Below are 15618 nucleotides of genomic sequence, written 5' to 3'. Positions count from 1 at the left end.
TATATATTATTTTCGACGGTTGAAAATAGGAAGAAATATGAAGGAAAGTCCGCCTAAGATGAGCACCAGTAAGGTTTGCGTGCCCCAGGTGATCCAGCCAAAAGCTTCGCCATTTTGCTTAGAAATGTCAAAAAGCACCAATATTGCTCCAATGGCAACTGGATAAACTCCAATTCCGCCATTTGTTGCGGAAATCGCAAAAGAACCGACTACAAAGGCCGCCATGATTATGGAAAAATCAGTATTACCAAGTCCTGGGACAGAAAATATAACCACATAAAACATGAGAATATACATAATCCAAATAAAAAGGGTATGAAATATAAATGCCCATTTCTGCTTCATTTTTAAAATGCTACGCATCCCTTCTAATAAGCCTTTTGCCATTTTTTTTATTCGAATCAAAAATGGAAGTTTAGATTTTTTGATTAATTGGAGCGCTAAAACTCCTATTAGAACTAGAACCAATAAAATTCCCACACTTATTAATGGGTTAATTTCATTAGCCTCAAAGTATGCCAGGAGATGTTCAGTTTGGAGGAATAGGGTGAGCGCTGTTATGCTTAACATTACAATTACATCGGCAATTCTTTCAGAAATTATGGTGCCGAAAGCTTTTTCAAAGGGAATTTTCTCATAACTGCTAAGGCTTGCTGCGCGCAAAACTTCTCCCGAACGGGGAATTCCGAAGTTTGCTAAATAACCCGCCATAACTGCCATAAAATTATTGGCTAATCTTGGTTTGTAACCCATAGGTTCTAAAAGATAGTTCCAACGATAGGCTCTTGAGAGATGTGAAAGCCCACCAAAAAGCATTGATAACAGCAAGAACCAGGGATTAGCATTTAAAATATTTTGCCATAATTCTTCGCGTTCCTGGGGAGTGGCACTTTTTAAAGAATACCAAACTAAAAAAACTCCCAGTAATAGTGGGAGTATAATTTTAAGTATTTTGATTATCTTTTTTTTCAAATGATTAGCTCAATAGATTGGTTTCTTCATTAGGAAAAACCAGGGAAGGTTTAAAGGCTTTTGCTTCTTCGAAATCCATAATTGCATAGGCGATAAGAATTAAAACGTCACCTTTTGCTACTTTTCTTGCGGCAGCCCCGTTTAAAGTGATCTCCCCAGAATTTCTTGGTCCAGGGATAACATAAGTCTCTAAACGTTCGCCATTATTGTTATTTACAATTTGAACTTTTTCACCTTCAATAATATTAGCAGCTTCCATTAGATCTTCATCTATGGTAATGCTCCCAATATAATTTAGGTCGGCTCCGGTAACTTTTACGCGATGTATTTTAGATTTTACTACGTGAACTTGCATAGTTTATTCTTGATTGTTTAGGGCAATGTTGTCTATAAGTCTAATATCGCCTGCATAGGCTGCGATAAATGCACGGTAGGAATTGCCTTTTCTTTTTCGATTTATTTTTTTTAAAGTTTGGGTGTTTGCAATTTCAAAATATTCCAGTTCAAGGACGGGATGATTTTTAAATTGCTCTTTTACCCAGTTGTGGATATATTCTGCACTTTTTAGGCCAAATAGTTGCCTGGTTTTTAGGAGTGTTTGATAAATGAAAGAAGCTTTTTCTCGCTGGTTTTTATCCAGTCTCTCATTTCTGGAGCTTCTTGCCAGGCCATTATCTTCCCTTAGAATTGGGCAGCCTATTATTTCTACCGGAAGTTCGGACTTTTCGGTTAATTTTCTAACAATTTGAAGTTGTTGAAAATCTTTTTCACCAAAAAAAGCTTTATGTGGCTCTACGATATTAAATAATCTTTTTACGATAGTTCCTACCCCGTCAAAATGTCCGTTTCTATATTTTCCTTCCATAACTTGCTCTAAACCGTCGAAATTAAACTGCTCAGAACTTATATTATCGCCGTATAATTCGTTGGCGGTAGGAGCAAAAACCCAAAGGTTTTTACTGGCTTCTTGAAGGAGTTTTATGTCTTCGTCTAAAGTGCGTGGATACTTCTCAAGATCGGCTGGATTATTAAATTGCGTTGGGTTCACAAAAATACTGATAATCACCTGTTCGCAAGTTTGTAGCGCTTGTTTAACCAGAGATAAATGGCCCTGGTGTAAAGCACCCATGGTGGGTACTAAACCTATGGTTTTACCTTTAGATTTTTCGGCATCAATAGCCGCTTTTAAAATGGTTTTTTCTTTGAAAACCTGCATTTTATTATAAAATTAACAGCGTGCAAACTTAATATATTACCAGCAATCTGCATAAATTTTTGTAATTTTGCGTGTTTTTTGTTCGCAATCGCATTAAAGCAATCAATTTATGAAAGATAAGAGGATATTGTACGTATCATCTGAAGTTATTCCTTACCTGCCTGAAACCGAAATATCATCCACGTCTTTTGAAGCCGCAAAAATGGTAAATAATATTGGAGGGCAAATTAGAATTTTTATGCCCCGGTTTGGTAATATCAATGAGCGTCGCCACCAGTTGCACGAAGTGATAAGACTGTCGGGGATGAATTTGGTAATTAATGACCTGGATATGCCATTAATAATAAAAGTGGCGTCTATTCCAAAAGAAAGAATGCAGGTTTACTTTATTGATAATGAAGATTATTTTAAAAGAAAAGCTACATTAACCGATGAAGAAGGCAACTTATTCGAAGATAATGATGAGCGCGCCATCTTTTTTGCTAAAGGAGTAATAGAAACCGTTAAGAAATTAAACTGGTCTCCAGATATTATTCATGTGCACGGCTGGTTGGCATCCTTACTCCCGCTTTACCTAAGACGTTATTATGGTAATGAGCCTTTGTTTAGTGGCGCGAAAATTGTTACCTCAATATACAATCAAGACTTTGATGGCACGTTAGATGAAGATATGCAGGAGAAAGTCTTGTATGATGGAATGGAAAAAGAAGATATAAAACATTTAAAAACCCCAAACTTTGTTAATTTAATGAAGCTTGCTGCAGATCATTCAGATGCAATAATTACCGCTGGTGAAAATGTTCCTGAAGATCTTTCTAAATACGTTAGCAAGTTGAATAAGCCTGTATTGCCTTACAAGAATAGAGAAGAATTTAGCCAGGCTTATCAAGATTTTTATACAACCAAAGTTTTATCTGAATAGAAATTATTATCGAATGAATTTAATGAAATTGATGTATAAAACAGCAACCATACTTGTTGTTGTTTTTGCTTTTGTGGCTTGTGATGATGAATATAGTACTGTTGGTGGTGAAATTATAGAAAACCCGAGTAATCTTGAGCTTGAAGAAGTTGAAGTGAGGGCCTATAGCAAGAAAATTAACTCTGTACAAACTAATAATCTTGGGGTCAATTTATTTGGTGTATATAATCACGAAATATATGGGCAATCTACCGCTAGTATACTTAGTCAAATTTCTTTACCTACCAATAATCCTTCGTTTGGAACAGAGCCAGAGCTGGATAGTGTGGTGCTAACAATTCCTTATTTTAATACCGAAGGAGATTCTGATGAGAGCGGCAATATTCAATATGCTTTAGATTCGGTATACGGGAATTCTCCAATAAAAATCTCCATTCAGGAATCTAATTATTTTTTAAACGATTTTAATCCCGAAGCAGATCTTCAGGAAAGACAACGTTATTATTCTGATCAACAGGATTTATTTGAACAGAATCTTGTAGGTGAAGTGATTTATGAAAATGATAATTTTCTACCCTCAAACCGGGCTATCGTTTCATACGAGTTAAATGAAGAAGGAGAACAGGATACAATATCTTCAGGGCCTGCTTTAAGAATTAAACTTCCGGTAGATTATTTTAAGGAAAAGATAATTGATAGAGAAGGTTCTGGCGTTCTGAGTAATAATAATAATTTTAAAAATTATTTACGTGGAATGTTTATTAAAGCAGAAGCTGTTGCAGAAGATGGGACAATGATTTTGTTTAACCTGCAGAGTTCAAACGCAGGAATAGACCTTTTCTATACTACAGAAGTTGAGACTGCTACTGAAGACGGTGATACTGAAATGGTGAGAAGCCCGCGAAATTATAAATTGAACTTTGGAAGTACGATAGTTAATACATTTGAAGGAGAATATCCGGGAGATATATTACAGGCAATTCAGGGAGCTGATGAAGAAACTGGAGCAGAGAAATTATTTCTTCACGGCGGCGAAGGTAGTATGGCTGTTGTTGAGCTTTTTGAAAACGAAGAGCAAATAGATGAGTTACGCGAGAATGAATGGTTAATTAACGAAGCTAATCTTCAATTTTATGTAGATAAGGATTTTGTAAACGGGATTGATGAGCCAATGCGAATTTATTTATACAATTTAGATGAAAATAGAATAATTGCTGATTATAGTTTTTCGGAAAATTTTGTTCAGGATGGAAATGATAACAACCCGGCTACCTCGTTATCTTCATTTTCTTCACCTCTAGAAATAGATGAGGACGAGAACGGAGTGGTATATAAGATCAACCTTACGCAGCACGTAACCAATATTCTGGAGGGTGATGCTGATAATGCGAGATTAGGTCTTGTAATTACACAAAACATTAATATTACTAATAATTCAGTAGTTAGAAATACTGAAGCTATAAATACATTTCCTGCGGCTGGCATAATAACACCTAAAGGAACTGTTCTTCACGGCAACCTTTCAGACGATGAAGAAAAGAGATTGAAACTTAGAATTTATTATACTGAAATTAATTAAATAATACCAATATACTATGTGCGGAATTGTAGGATATATTGGGCATAGGGATGCGTATCCCGTTGTCCTTAAAGGACTCCAAAGACTTGAATATCGTGGATATGATAGTGCGGGGATCGCCCTTTATGATGGGGAAGAGCTTAAAATGTGTAAAACAAAAGGTAAAGTTGCTGATCTAAAAGAAAAGCTAGAAAATACTATTACCACCAATGGTAATGTTGCAATTGGGCATACACGCTGGGCTACCCATGGAGTTCCTAACGATGTGAATAGTCATCCTCATTACTCAAACTCTGGAGATATTGTAATAATTCATAACGGAATTATTGAGAATTACGATGCACTTAAGAAGGAATTAAAAACTCGTGGTTATACTTTTGAAAGTGATACCGATACCGAAGTTTTAGTAAATCTTATAGAAGATGTAATTATAAATGAAGGTGTTAAACTTGGTAAAGCAGTTCAAATTGCTTTAAATCAAACTGTTGGAGCTTATGCGATCGCAGTTTATAATAAATCCAAGCCAGACGAGATTGTCGTTGCGCGTTTAGGTAGTCCTTTAGCTATTGGCGTTGGGGAAGATGAATTCTTTATCGCTTCAGATGCCTCTCCATTTATAGAATATACCAACAATGCAATTTACCTGGAAGATGGGGAAATGGCAGTGGTGCGAAGAGGTAAAGAAGTTAAGGTTAGAAAAATTAAGGACGATACTTTGGTAGATCCTTATATTCAGGAGCTTCAGCTTAATCTTGAGCAAATTGAAAAAGGTGGATACGAGCATTTTATGCTTAAGGAAATTCATGAGCAACCTACTGCAATTAAAGATACCTACCGTGGTAGAATGTTAGCAGATGAAGGATTGATAAGAATGGCCGGGGTAGATGATAACCTGGAGCGTATTGCCAATGCAAAACGAATTCTTATCGTTGCCTGTGGAACCAGCTGGCACGCCGGTTTGGTAGCGGAATACATTTTTGAAGAGCTTGCGAGAATTCCTGTAGAAGTTGAATATGCTTCAGAATTCAGGTATCGTAATCCTATCATTTCAGAAAAAGATGTAATTATAGCAATCTCTCAAAGTGGGGAAACTGCCGATACTATGGCGGCCATAAAACTTGCTAAAGAAAAAGGTGCTTTTGCTTTTGGAGTTTGTAATGTGGTTGGTTCTTCAATCTCAAGGGAAACCCATGCCGGTGCTTATACACACGCCGGGCCAGAGATTGGGGTAGCTTCAACAAAAGCCTTTACTACTCAAATTACGGTGCTTACTTTAATGGCGCTTAAACTTGCAAAACAAAATGGGACGATCTCTCATACAGAGTTTATGACCTATTTGCAGGAAATGGAGCGTATTCCTTCAAAAATAGAGAAAGCATTAAAAGGTGATGAACATATAAAAATGATCGCCAATATTTATAAAGATGCCAGGAACTGCCTTTATTTAGGTAGAGGATTTAACTTCCCGGTGGCTTTAGAAGGAGCCCTTAAACTTAAGGAAATTTCCTATATTCATGCTGAAGGTTATCCTGCTGCCGAGATGAAACACGGCCCAATTGCGCTTATCGATGAAGAAATGCCTGTAGTGGTTATTGCAACCAAAAAAGGACATTACGAAAAAGTAGTAAGCAATATCCAGGAAATTAAATCCAGAAGCGGTAAAATTATAGCGATTGTGACTGAAGGTGACGAAGAAGTGAGGGATCTTGCCGATCACGTGATCGAAGTGCCAGAAACTTTGGAGCCGTTAACACCGCTTCTTACAACTATTCCACTTCAGTTATTGTCATACCATATTGCGGTATTGCTTGGAAAGAATGTAGATCAGCCAAGGAATTTGGCCAAATCTGTTACAGTTGAATAAACTTTCAGAGTAAATTATTAAGAGTATAAAGATCCCTTCTGAAGTTTTTTCAGGAGGGATTTTTCTTTTAGAATAATACTTTTAGTTGAATTTTTGACGGCTTTAATAAGCTTCAAAAAAGTTATTTTAAGAGAGGTATGATTTTATTTAGAAAAAACTATCTTTGCAGCCTGAAAACACCCTTGTTTTATTTTAACACATTATGAATTATTACATTGAGTTTTTCAGATATTTTAAATACGAAAACATTAAAGAATTAAATAATGTCTAAAGTAACAGGTAAAGTTGCCCAAATTATTGGCCCTGTAGTTGATGTTGTGTTCGACTCAGAGAATGCTGAATTGCCAAAAATCTACGATTCTTTGGAAATCACCAGAAAAGATGGTTCCCTTCTAATTTTAGAAGTGCAATCTCACATTGGTGAAGAAACAGTGAGAACAGTATCTATGGATTCTACCGATGGTTTAAGCCGAGGAGTTGAAGTAGTAGCAACTGGAGCGCCTATTCAAATGCCGGTTGGTAAAGAAGTTTATGGCCGTTTGTTTAACGTGGTAGGTGATGCTATTGACGGGCTTGGGAATTTGCCAAAGGCCGGAAATGATGGAATGTCTATCCACAGGGAAGCGCCAAAATTTGAAGACTTATCTGTTTCTACAGAAGTTTTATTTACCGGGATTAAAGTAATTGACCTTATTGAGCCTTATGCAAAAGGTGGTAAAATTGGTCTTTTTGGTGGTGCCGGTGTAGGTAAAACAGTACTTATACAGGAATTAATTAATAATATCGCCAAAGGCCACGGTGGTCTTTCGGTATTTGCCGGAGTAGGAGAGCGTACTCGTGAAGGGAATGACCTTCTTCGAGAAATGCTTGAATCTGGTATTATAAAATATGGTGACGCTTTCTCTGAATCTATGGAAGAAGGCGGTTGGGATCTTAAAAAAGTAGATAAAACTGCTATGTTAGATTCTAAGGCAACTTTCGTATTCGGACAGATGAACGAACCACCTGGAGCACGTGCTCGTGTAGCACTTTCTGGACTTACAATTGCGGAATATTTCCGTGATGGAGCCGGAGAAGGCCAGGGGAAAGACGTTCTTTTCTTCGTAGATAACATTTTCCGTTTTACACAAGCTGGTTCAGAGGTGTCTGCACTTCTTGGGCGTATGCCATCTGCGGTAGGTTATCAACCAACTTTGGCGACAGAGATGGGTGCGATGCAAGAGCGTATTACTTCAACTAAAAACGGATCTATTACTTCTGTACAGGCGGTTTACGTACCTGCGGATGACCTTACTGACCCGGCGCCGGCAACAACCTTTGCCCACCTGGATGCAACAACGGTACTTTCACGTAAAATTGCCGAGCTTGGTATTTATCCTGCGGTAGATCCTTTAGAATCTACTTCAAGAATTCTTACTGCTGATATTTTAGGTGACGATCATTATAAATGTGCACAACGTGTAAAAGAGCTTTTACAGCGTTATAAAGAATTGCAGGATATTATTGCTATTCTTGGTATGGAAGAGCTTTCTGAAGAAGATAAGCTTGCCGTATCTCGTGCAAGACGTGTACAACGTTTCCTTTCTCAACCTTTCCACGTGGCCGAACAATTTACCGGTTTAAAAGGAGTTTTGGTTGATATTAAAGAAACTATTAAAGGATTTAATATGATTATGGATGGAGAATTAGATCACCTTCCGGAATCTGCCTTTAACCTTAAAGGAACCATTGAAGAAGCGATCGAGGCCGGTGAGAAAATGTTGGCTGAAGAAGACTAATTAAAAAGTAAACAATGGTCAGTGAGCAGTATTCAGTAAATATTTTTTGCTGAATGTTGTAAACACAAACTAAAAAATATGTACTTAGAAATAGTAACTCCTGAAGCTGTAGTTTTTAAAGCTGATGTTGATGCGTTAAAGGTTCCCGGTCACGACGGGGAATTTCAAATGCTTAACAATCACGCGCCTATAGTTTCTACATTGGTTGAAGGGGAAGTTAAAATTCAACTTGCGGCCTCTAATAAAGAATTAGACGATGAGCTTTCTGAAGATTTTAGAAAAGACTCTGCAAACAGCAACATTCTTTATTATACCATTAAAGGTGGTGTGTTAGAAATGAAAGACAATAAAGCCATTATACTGGCTGATTAATTTCAGGAAATTTAAAATAAGAAGAGCCGGGCAATTGCCCGGCTTTTTTAGTTTTTGGTGTATTCTAAAATATCTCCCGGCTGGCATTCTAAAACCTCACAAATAGCATCTAAAGTAGAAAATCGAACCGCTTTTGCCTTCCCTGTTTTTAAAATAGATAGATTAGCTGTGGTAATCCCTATTTTTTCAGCAAGTTCATTGCTTTTCATACCGCGTTCTTCCAGGATTTTATCCAGGTTTATAATAATAGGCATAACTAAACGGTTAACTCGTTTTCTTCTTTCATAACCCTGGCTTGATTAAAAATTTGGGATAGAAATATTAGAAATAAGCCTATACCTATCACAAACCAGAAATCGAAAAGATCAAAATTTAACTCCAAACGACCATTAAATATTACTTTGAAAACAAATATGGATATTGCGTCAACAATAGTTATTAAAATGATTAATTGACCAATTAATTTAAAACTTGCAATTTGAAGCTTCGTGAATAACGGCCCAGAAATTAGATCTTTCATTAAATTCTTGAATAAATACAGAATATAGATCCAAACTGCACTTGATAATAATTCATATGTTAAAGAGGAGTATAGTGCATTTTTAGATTTGATTTTAAATTCTTCAGCATCGTGTAATATTTCCAGGATATCGCCTGGACTAATAAAGATTGCATAAAGTAAAAAGCCGAATAAAAGTATCCAACCTATAATCAATAAATAATAAGCAACACTAAAAATGTTTTTAAGCCATTCTGAAGATTCCATTCCTCTACAATTATCGTTTAACAATAACAAACCTACATTAAATTATCGAAAAACAATAATTTTATAAATTAAAAATGATAAATTAATTTCAGCATTTTAAGAAATTTGTTGAGAAACAGGGTTTTTATAATGATTTAAAATAAGAAGCTATTAAATCGGAATCCTTATGGAGGTTAAACGCCGCTTTGACTGTAAAACTTAAATAATAACTCTTATATTTGCGGGGAACGGACTTTTTGAGAGGAAATATATGCTAACAGCAATACTATTAGGTTTTTTATTCGCAATATTCCTGGTTTTCGCAGGAAAGTTCTTCAGGGGGAAATTAGCCGTTCTTTCCGCACTTATTCCGGGTGGGCTTTTTGCATATTTTGCAAGTTTTATTCCGCAGATAAGTTCTGGAGAAATAATTTCTAAAACTTACCAATGGGTTCCTGCTTTTGGAGTAGACCTTAGTTTTAAGTTAGACGGGCTTTCCCTTCTTTTTTCATTGATGATCACCGGGATTGGTTTCCTGGTTTTTGCATATACCGCATCGTACCTTAGAGGGCATAAGTATCTTGACCGTTTCTACGGATATCTGAGCTTGTTTATGGCAGCCATGCTTGGTTTGGTGCTTTCAGACAATCTTATCTCACTTTTTGTTTTTTGGGAATTAACCAGTATAAGTTCATTCTTCTTAATCGGGTTTAATAATACCAACCCGGCTTCCCGAAAATCGGCTTTAACCGCTTTAGGAATTACCGGTTTTGGAGGGTTTTTCTTATTAGCAGGAGCTTTGTTGCTGGGTAGTATTACCGGCACTTACAGCATTTCTGAAATGCTAAGTATGAAAGAAGCTATTGCTGGCAGTGAATATTACATCCTGGCGGTGATCTTTATTTTTGTGGCTGCATTTACCAAGTCGGCGCAATTTCCTTTTCATTTCTGGTTGCCCGGTGCGATGAAAGCACCAACTCCGGTTTCTACTTATTTACACTCTGCCACGATGGTAAAAGCGGGGATTTACCTTCTTATGCGTTTTACACCGGTTTTGGGAGACCAGGAATTCTGGAATACCACTTTAATAATTGTAGGTGGGATTACCATGGTTTATTCTGCGGTACACGCCCTTTTTAGAACCGATCTTAAAGGGGTTTTAGCTTATTCTACTATTTCGGCCCTAGGGATTTTAGTTTTTTTAATCGGGTTGGGGACCAAATATGCTTTTCTTGCTGCTTCGGTTTTTATTATAGTGCACGCTTTATATAAAGCTACTTTGTTTCTTGTAACAGGAATTATAGATCACCAAACCGGAACTCGGGATGTGACAAAATTAGCAGGACTGCGAAAAATTATGATGCCGGTGGCCATCGCTGGTATTTTAGCAGCGATTTCCAGTGCGGGGATTCCGCCTTCTATAGGTTTCCTTGGAAAAGAACTTACTTACGAGGCCAGTACACACGCTGAAACTTTTACCATCATAATCGTGATTGCGATTGTACTGACAAAAATATTATTGCTTTGGGCAGGTTTTGTCGCAGGAATTAAACCTTTTGTTGGGAAACTTCCAGAAGCGCATAAAGATGTAAAAGCCCCTGATTTTTTAATGTGGGGACCGGCAATTATCCTGGCAGTTTTAGGAATTCTCTTTGGAATATTCCCAATGCTAATTGAATCGTCGTTGGTGAAACCGGTTGTATCAGCTCTAGGTGCTGATGCTTCAGAATATCACCTTGCTTTATGGCATGGGTTTAATACCGTTTTACTTTTAAGTGGTATTACCATAGCAGTGGGAATTCTATTGTATTTCTTTTTAAAACCTTCAGCAAAACTGGAGAACCGAATTGGTAAACTGGAGTTTATTTCTCCAAAAAGCATATTAGAAAAAGGGACGCATTATTTCGGCTTATTTTCGGCATTTTGGACCAATGTTTTTCAGAATGGATATTTAAGGAATTATGTGACAACGATCGTGTTGTTTTTGGTTGCCCTGGTTGGGTATGTAATGTTTGGAAACCCAAGGGTGATAATAGATCATAATCAACTGTCTGAAGTAACATCTTATGAGGTGGTAGTGGTTCTCATACTAGTTGCGGGAGTTTTATATACTGTTTTTACAAAATCCAGGCTCGCAGCTGTGGCCGCAATGGGGGTTGTTGGTCTTGCTATTTGTTTGATTTTCGTTTTTTATAGTGCTCCAGATTTGGCAATGACGCAATTTTCCATAGATACATTAACCGTAATATTATTTGTATTAGTGTTGTATCGTCTGCCTAAATATCTCACGCTTTCAGATTATAAAATGAGGATTAGAGATGGTATTTTGTCTCTGGCTTTAGGTACTGTAATATGTTTATTAGCATTGCAGGTGCTGGCTGAACCAACTAATACCGAACTTGGTGACTTTTATGCAAAGAATGCCTATGTTTTAGCTAAAGGAAAAAATGTTGTAAATGTTATCCTTGTAGATTTTAGGGGAACAGATACTTTTATGGAAATTTCGGTACTGGCTATTGCAGCTATAGGAGTTTTCGGTTTGTTGAAATTAAGATTAAAAAGCACCGATAGGTCACAATAAAAAAATTAGCCCTTATAATGGGTTAGTAAAAAGAATATAGATGAAAACCTTAATATTAAGAACAGCTTCTAATTACCTGTTACCGGTACTGTTGGTGTTCTCCGTATTCATTCTTTTGCGCGGGCATTATTTGCCGGGCGGAGGATTTGTAGGTGGATTAATTGCTGCAATTGCATTTGTATTGCACGCATTTGCCAACGGACTCGAAAACACCAAGGGATTATTAAGATTTCATCCCGGGTTTTTGATGCCTATAGGTTTAGCACTCGCCTTTTTTAGTGGGATGGCTCCGTTAATTTTAGACCAGGCATTTATGACCGGCCTCTGGTTTCCTGAACCATTTCCTGTAATAGGAAATGTGGGATCGGCTTTATTTTTTGATATTGGGGTTTACCTTGTAGTTGTTGGTGTTACCCTAACAATAATTTTTACAATTTCAGAATCAGCTTAATATATGGAAATTCTATTAGCGATAATTATTGGAATTCTGTATGCCGCGGGTATTTATATGATGCTGCGAAGGAGTTTGGTGAAACTTATAATAGGAATTATTCTTTTGGGGAATGGAGCCAATCTCCTCATTTTTCTCCTTGGGAGAATTACCAAAGGAGCGCCACCAATTATCCCCGAAGAATCCAAGGTATTTTTAGAGGCTTATGCCGATCCTGTTCCGCAGGCCTTAATATTAACCGCTATCGTAATTAGTTTCGGTTTACAATCTTTTGCAATTATCCTTGTAAAAAGGGCGCATAAAGTAGTAAAAACCGATGATCTGGACGAAATGAACGCAACAGACGAAGATTCATGACACAACAATTAATATTATACCCTTTACTGCTGCAACTGTTATTGGCCATTCTCCTTATGTTTTTTTGGAGAAAGATCAATGCACAGCGCGTAATAAGTATGGTTGGTAGCATCGTTCACCTCGCAGTGAGTATAGGTGTTTTTGCATATATTTGGGAAAACGGTACGCAAACAGTACAGGCCGGGAGTTGGGAGGCTCCTTTTGGTATCACCTTTATTGCTGATACCTTTGCGATAACCATGGTTTTACTTACCTCTATTGCCGGGTTGGCAGTTTCTATATTTTCCTCGGGATCCGTAATTGGAGACCGATTGAGATTTGGGTATTTTCCAATATTTCATTTTTTACTCTTAGGTCTCACCGGTGCCTTTCTAACCGGGGATATTTTTAACCTTTATGTTTGGTTTGAAATTATAATTATTAGTTCGTTCGTATTAATCACTATAGGTGGGGAAAAAGCACAATTGGAAGGTGCCGTTAAATATTTTACATTGAATTTCCTCGCTTCCATGATTTTCTTAACCGCCATTGCCGTGCTTTATGGTTTAACCGGAAGCCTAAATATGGCAGATCTCGCTAATAAAGTTGCTGCTGTAGAGAACCGGGCTTTAGTAGAAATTACCGCGATTTTGTTTCTAATTGGCTTCGGAATTAAATCGGCTATTTTTCCTTTATATTTTTGGTTGCCGGCTTCATATCATACACCGCCCTCGGCAGTTTCAGCTATTTTTGGCGGATTGTTAACTAAGGTTGGGGTTTATGCCTTAGTAAGAGTTTTTACACTAATCTTTGTTGACGATGTTTTCCTGGATCAAATTTTACTGGTTCTGGCCATTTTTACACTTTTTAGCGGGGCTTTAGGAGCCTTGGTTCAAAATAATATCAGGAAGGTTTTTTCATATTTGATTATTTGCCATATTGGTTATATGATTGTTGGTTTAGGAATGTTTACAGAGGTGGCCATTGCCGGAACAATCTTTTATTTGGTTCACGATATCGTGGTGAAGACCAATTTATTTATGATTAGCGGGTTAGTTTATCGAATTAAAGGATCTAATAGTATGCGGGCCCTGGGAGGTTTTTATGCCAATTATCCTAAACTGAGTTTATTAATGTTTATCCCGTTATTTTCATTGGTGGGCATTCCTCCTTTATCGGGATTCTGGCCAAAGATATCACTTATAACCGCGAGTTTTGATTCTGAAAGTTATTGGAGCCTTGCCGCCATTATTTTTGCGAGTTTTATTACCTTGGTAGTAATTGCGAAACTATGGGCAGAAGTTTTTTGGAAAGATGCCACTGAAATTCCGAAAAGGCCTAAGTTTAGGTACTTTCATAAAATTAAGAACATAAAAAGGGTTCAAATAATTGTACCTATAGTATTCTTAAGTATAGTGTCATTATACATAGGTTTTGGCGCAGAACACATTCAAACCCTTTCTACAAGAATTGCATCAGAATTAATGGATAATCAGCAATATATAGACGCGGTGCTTAACACACAAATATCTGAATAATGAAGAGCAGGTTTGTATCTAATTTATTACTCACCTTTGTATGGGTAGCCCTTACAGGAGATTTTGGTTTCCAAAACTATATTTTTGGTTTTGTCCTTAATTTCTTCATCTTATGGGTAATTACAAGAGGTGATAAGGATGCTCGTTATTTCACTATTATCCCCCGAATAATAGCTTTCTTTTTCTTTTTTTTATGGGAACTTTTTAAAGCAAACCTAGAGGTTGCTTATGAGATAGTTACCCCTAAATTTAGAATGAAACCTGGAATTGTAAAAGTGCCACTCACTATTAAAAGTGACCTTGGAATAACATTCCTTGCCAATATGATCTCACTTACCCCCGGGACACTTAGCCTTGATGTTTCTAACGATAAAAAAGTGCTCTATGTACATTCCATGTATATAACCGATAGGGATGAGTTTATAAATGGTATTAAAAACGGATTTGAAAAACGTATTTTGGAAATTTTGTCATGACGCTAATAGACTATTTATATTATATTATTTTACCAATTCTGGCCTTTTCGGTACTCCTAATTGTTTATCGTTTCTTGAAAGGGCCCAGCATTGCAGATAAAATTATTGCGCTAGACGTTTTAATCACTACAGGTATTGGAATTATAGGAGTTTACAGTATTATAAATGGGAGGTCTACTTTTTTAGATACAGCCATGATCCTTGCTTTAATTGCTTTTTTAAGTACGGTTGCTTTTTCCTATTATCTTGAAAAACGAAATAAAAAGAAATGAGTTCAATAATTATAGTAATATTAGTCACTTTAGGAACTTTGTTTGTACTACTCTCTGCAATAGGTTTGGTAAGAATGCCAGATACCTATATGCGAATTTCGGTAAATACCAAGGCAGCTACGCTTGGGGTAGGTTTAATTTTAGTAGGAACAGCAGTCTTTTTTAATGATCTTTCTACCACTTCCAGGTCTCTTGTCATTATCCTTTTTGTCTTTCTAACAGCGCCGGTAAGTGCCCATTTAATTGGGAGAGCATCTTATTTTATGGGGGTTAAAATGTGGAAAAATTCGGTATTAGATGATCTTGAGGGGAAATACCAAAAAGGCACGCACGTTCTAAAGAGCGATTTAGCAGATAATTCTTCTGAAAAAAATAAAAAGCAGGATAGCGACGACCTCGTAAAGTAAGTCTTGAATTTTCAAGATTATCCTGGAATTACTGAATAGCATTTTTTTCAATAAAATTCAATTAGTATTCAGGCCAACAATAGCAGGAAATTTTTGGAGTTTTATTTTT

17 protein-coding genes are annotated in these 15618 nt (G+C 36.8%); 12 read left to right on the top strand and 5 right to left on the bottom strand.

What is annotated here, in order from left to right:
- Positions 1-6: 6 nt before the first annotated feature.
- From FG27_RS07820 to panC, 3 genes are read right to left on the bottom strand one after another with little or no spacing between them, the layout of a single operon-like run.
- Complete coding sequence (locus FG27_RS07820; RefSeq protein ID WP_037317717.1) at positions 7-972, bottom strand: lysylphosphatidylglycerol synthase transmembrane domain-containing protein; 966 nt, start codon at positions 970-972, stop codon at positions 7-9.
- A gap of 4 nt (positions 973-976) precedes the next feature.
- Positions 977-1327, bottom strand: coding sequence for an aspartate 1-decarboxylase (gene panD, locus FG27_RS07815; protein WP_037317714.1), 351 nt, complete (start codon positions 1325-1327; stop codon positions 977-979).
- A 3-nt stretch (positions 1328-1330) separates the two neighbouring features.
- Positions 1331-2188: a pantoate--beta-alanine ligase gene (gene panC, locus FG27_RS07810; RefSeq protein ID WP_037317711.1), complete on the bottom strand. Its 858-nt coding sequence runs from the start codon at positions 2186-2188 to the stop codon at positions 1331-1333.
- Positions 2189-2297: 109 nt separating this feature from the next.
- On the opposite strand from panC, the gene FG27_RS07805 reads away from it, so the two are divergent.
- From FG27_RS07805 to FG27_RS07785, 5 genes are all read left to right on the top strand, one after another.
- Positions 2298-3110, top strand: coding sequence for a glycogen/starch synthase (locus tag FG27_RS07805; protein ID WP_037317708.1), 813 nt, complete (start codon positions 2298-2300; stop codon positions 3108-3110).
- A gap of 13 nt (positions 3111-3123) precedes the next feature.
- Positions 3124-4689, top strand: a complete 1566-nt coding sequence (locus tag FG27_RS07800; protein ID WP_037317706.1) for a DUF4270 domain-containing protein — start codon at positions 3124-3126, stop codon at positions 4687-4689.
- Positions 4690-4705: 16 nt separating this feature from the next.
- Positions 4706-6553 (top strand): glutamine--fructose-6-phosphate transaminase (isomerizing), encoded by a 1848-nt coding sequence (glmS, locus tag FG27_RS07795; RefSeq protein ID WP_037317703.1) that lies wholly within the window; start codon positions 4706-4708, stop codon positions 6551-6553.
- Between the two features lie 263 nt (positions 6554-6816).
- Positions 6817-8331 carry a F0F1 ATP synthase subunit beta gene (gene atpD / locus FG27_RS07790; RefSeq protein ID WP_037317700.1) on the top strand — a complete coding sequence of 505 codons (1515 nt, stop codon included), beginning with the start codon at positions 6817-6819 and terminating at the stop codon, positions 8329-8331.
- A gap of 78 nt (positions 8332-8409) precedes the next feature.
- Positions 8410-8703 carry a F0F1 ATP synthase subunit epsilon gene (locus FG27_RS07785; protein WP_037317698.1) on the top strand — a complete coding sequence of 98 codons (294 nt, stop codon included), beginning with the start codon at positions 8410-8412 and terminating at the stop codon, positions 8701-8703.
- Positions 8704-8750: 47 nt separating this feature from the next.
- On the opposite strand, the gene FG27_RS07780 is transcribed toward FG27_RS07785, so the two are convergent.
- Positions 8751-8957 (bottom strand): helix-turn-helix transcriptional regulator, encoded by a 207-nt coding sequence (locus FG27_RS07780; protein WP_037317695.1) that lies wholly within the window; start codon positions 8955-8957, stop codon positions 8751-8753.
- A 2-nt stretch (positions 8958-8959) separates the two neighbouring features.
- On the bottom strand, positions 8960-9469 hold the full coding sequence (locus tag FG27_RS07775) for a DUF2975 domain-containing protein (protein WP_037317692.1): 510 nt from the start codon (positions 9467-9469) through the stop codon (positions 8960-8962).
- A gap of 250 nt (positions 9470-9719) precedes the next feature.
- Between FG27_RS07775 and FG27_RS07770 the strand changes: the two genes are divergently transcribed.
- From FG27_RS07770 to mnhG, 7 genes are read left to right on the top strand one after another with little or no spacing between them, the layout of a single operon-like run.
- Positions 9720-12029, top strand: coding sequence for a putative monovalent cation/H+ antiporter subunit A (locus FG27_RS07770; protein ID WP_037317689.1), 2310 nt, complete (start codon positions 9720-9722; stop codon positions 12027-12029).
- 40 nt (positions 12030-12069) lie between these two features.
- Positions 12070-12480, top strand: coding sequence for a Na+/H+ antiporter subunit B (locus FG27_RS07765; RefSeq protein WP_037317686.1), 411 nt, complete (start codon positions 12070-12072; stop codon positions 12478-12480).
- Positions 12481-12483: 3 nt separating this feature from the next.
- Positions 12484-12837 (top strand): Na+/H+ antiporter subunit C, encoded by a 354-nt coding sequence (locus tag FG27_RS07760; protein WP_037317683.1) that lies wholly within the window; start codon positions 12484-12486, stop codon positions 12835-12837.
- Positions 12834-14354, top strand: coding sequence for a proton-conducting transporter membrane subunit (locus FG27_RS07755; RefSeq protein WP_037317681.1), 1521 nt, complete (start codon positions 12834-12836; stop codon positions 14352-14354). The genes FG27_RS07760 and FG27_RS07755 overlap by 4 nt, the downstream gene beginning before the upstream one ends.
- Positions 14354-14830 (top strand): Na+/H+ antiporter subunit E, encoded by a 477-nt coding sequence (locus FG27_RS07750; RefSeq protein WP_037317679.1) that lies wholly within the window; start codon positions 14354-14356, stop codon positions 14828-14830. Before FG27_RS07755 ends, FG27_RS07750 begins: the two co-directional genes overlap by 1 nt.
- Positions 14827-15102, top strand: coding sequence for a cation:proton antiporter (locus FG27_RS07745; RefSeq protein WP_037317677.1), 276 nt, complete (start codon positions 14827-14829; stop codon positions 15100-15102). Before FG27_RS07750 ends, FG27_RS07745 begins: the two co-directional genes overlap by 4 nt.
- On the top strand, positions 15099-15509 hold the full coding sequence (mnhG, locus tag FG27_RS07740; protein WP_037317674.1) for a monovalent cation/H(+) antiporter subunit G: 411 nt from the start codon (positions 15099-15101) through the stop codon (positions 15507-15509). Before FG27_RS07745 ends, mnhG begins: the two co-directional genes overlap by 4 nt.
- Positions 15510-15618 lie beyond the last annotated feature (109 nt).

Source organism: Salegentibacter sp. Hel_I_6 (genome assembly GCF_000745315.1).
GTDB lineage: Bacteria > Bacteroidota > Bacteroidia > Flavobacteriales > Flavobacteriaceae > Salegentibacter.
This window is presented reverse-complemented; position numbering and strand designations above follow the sequence as displayed.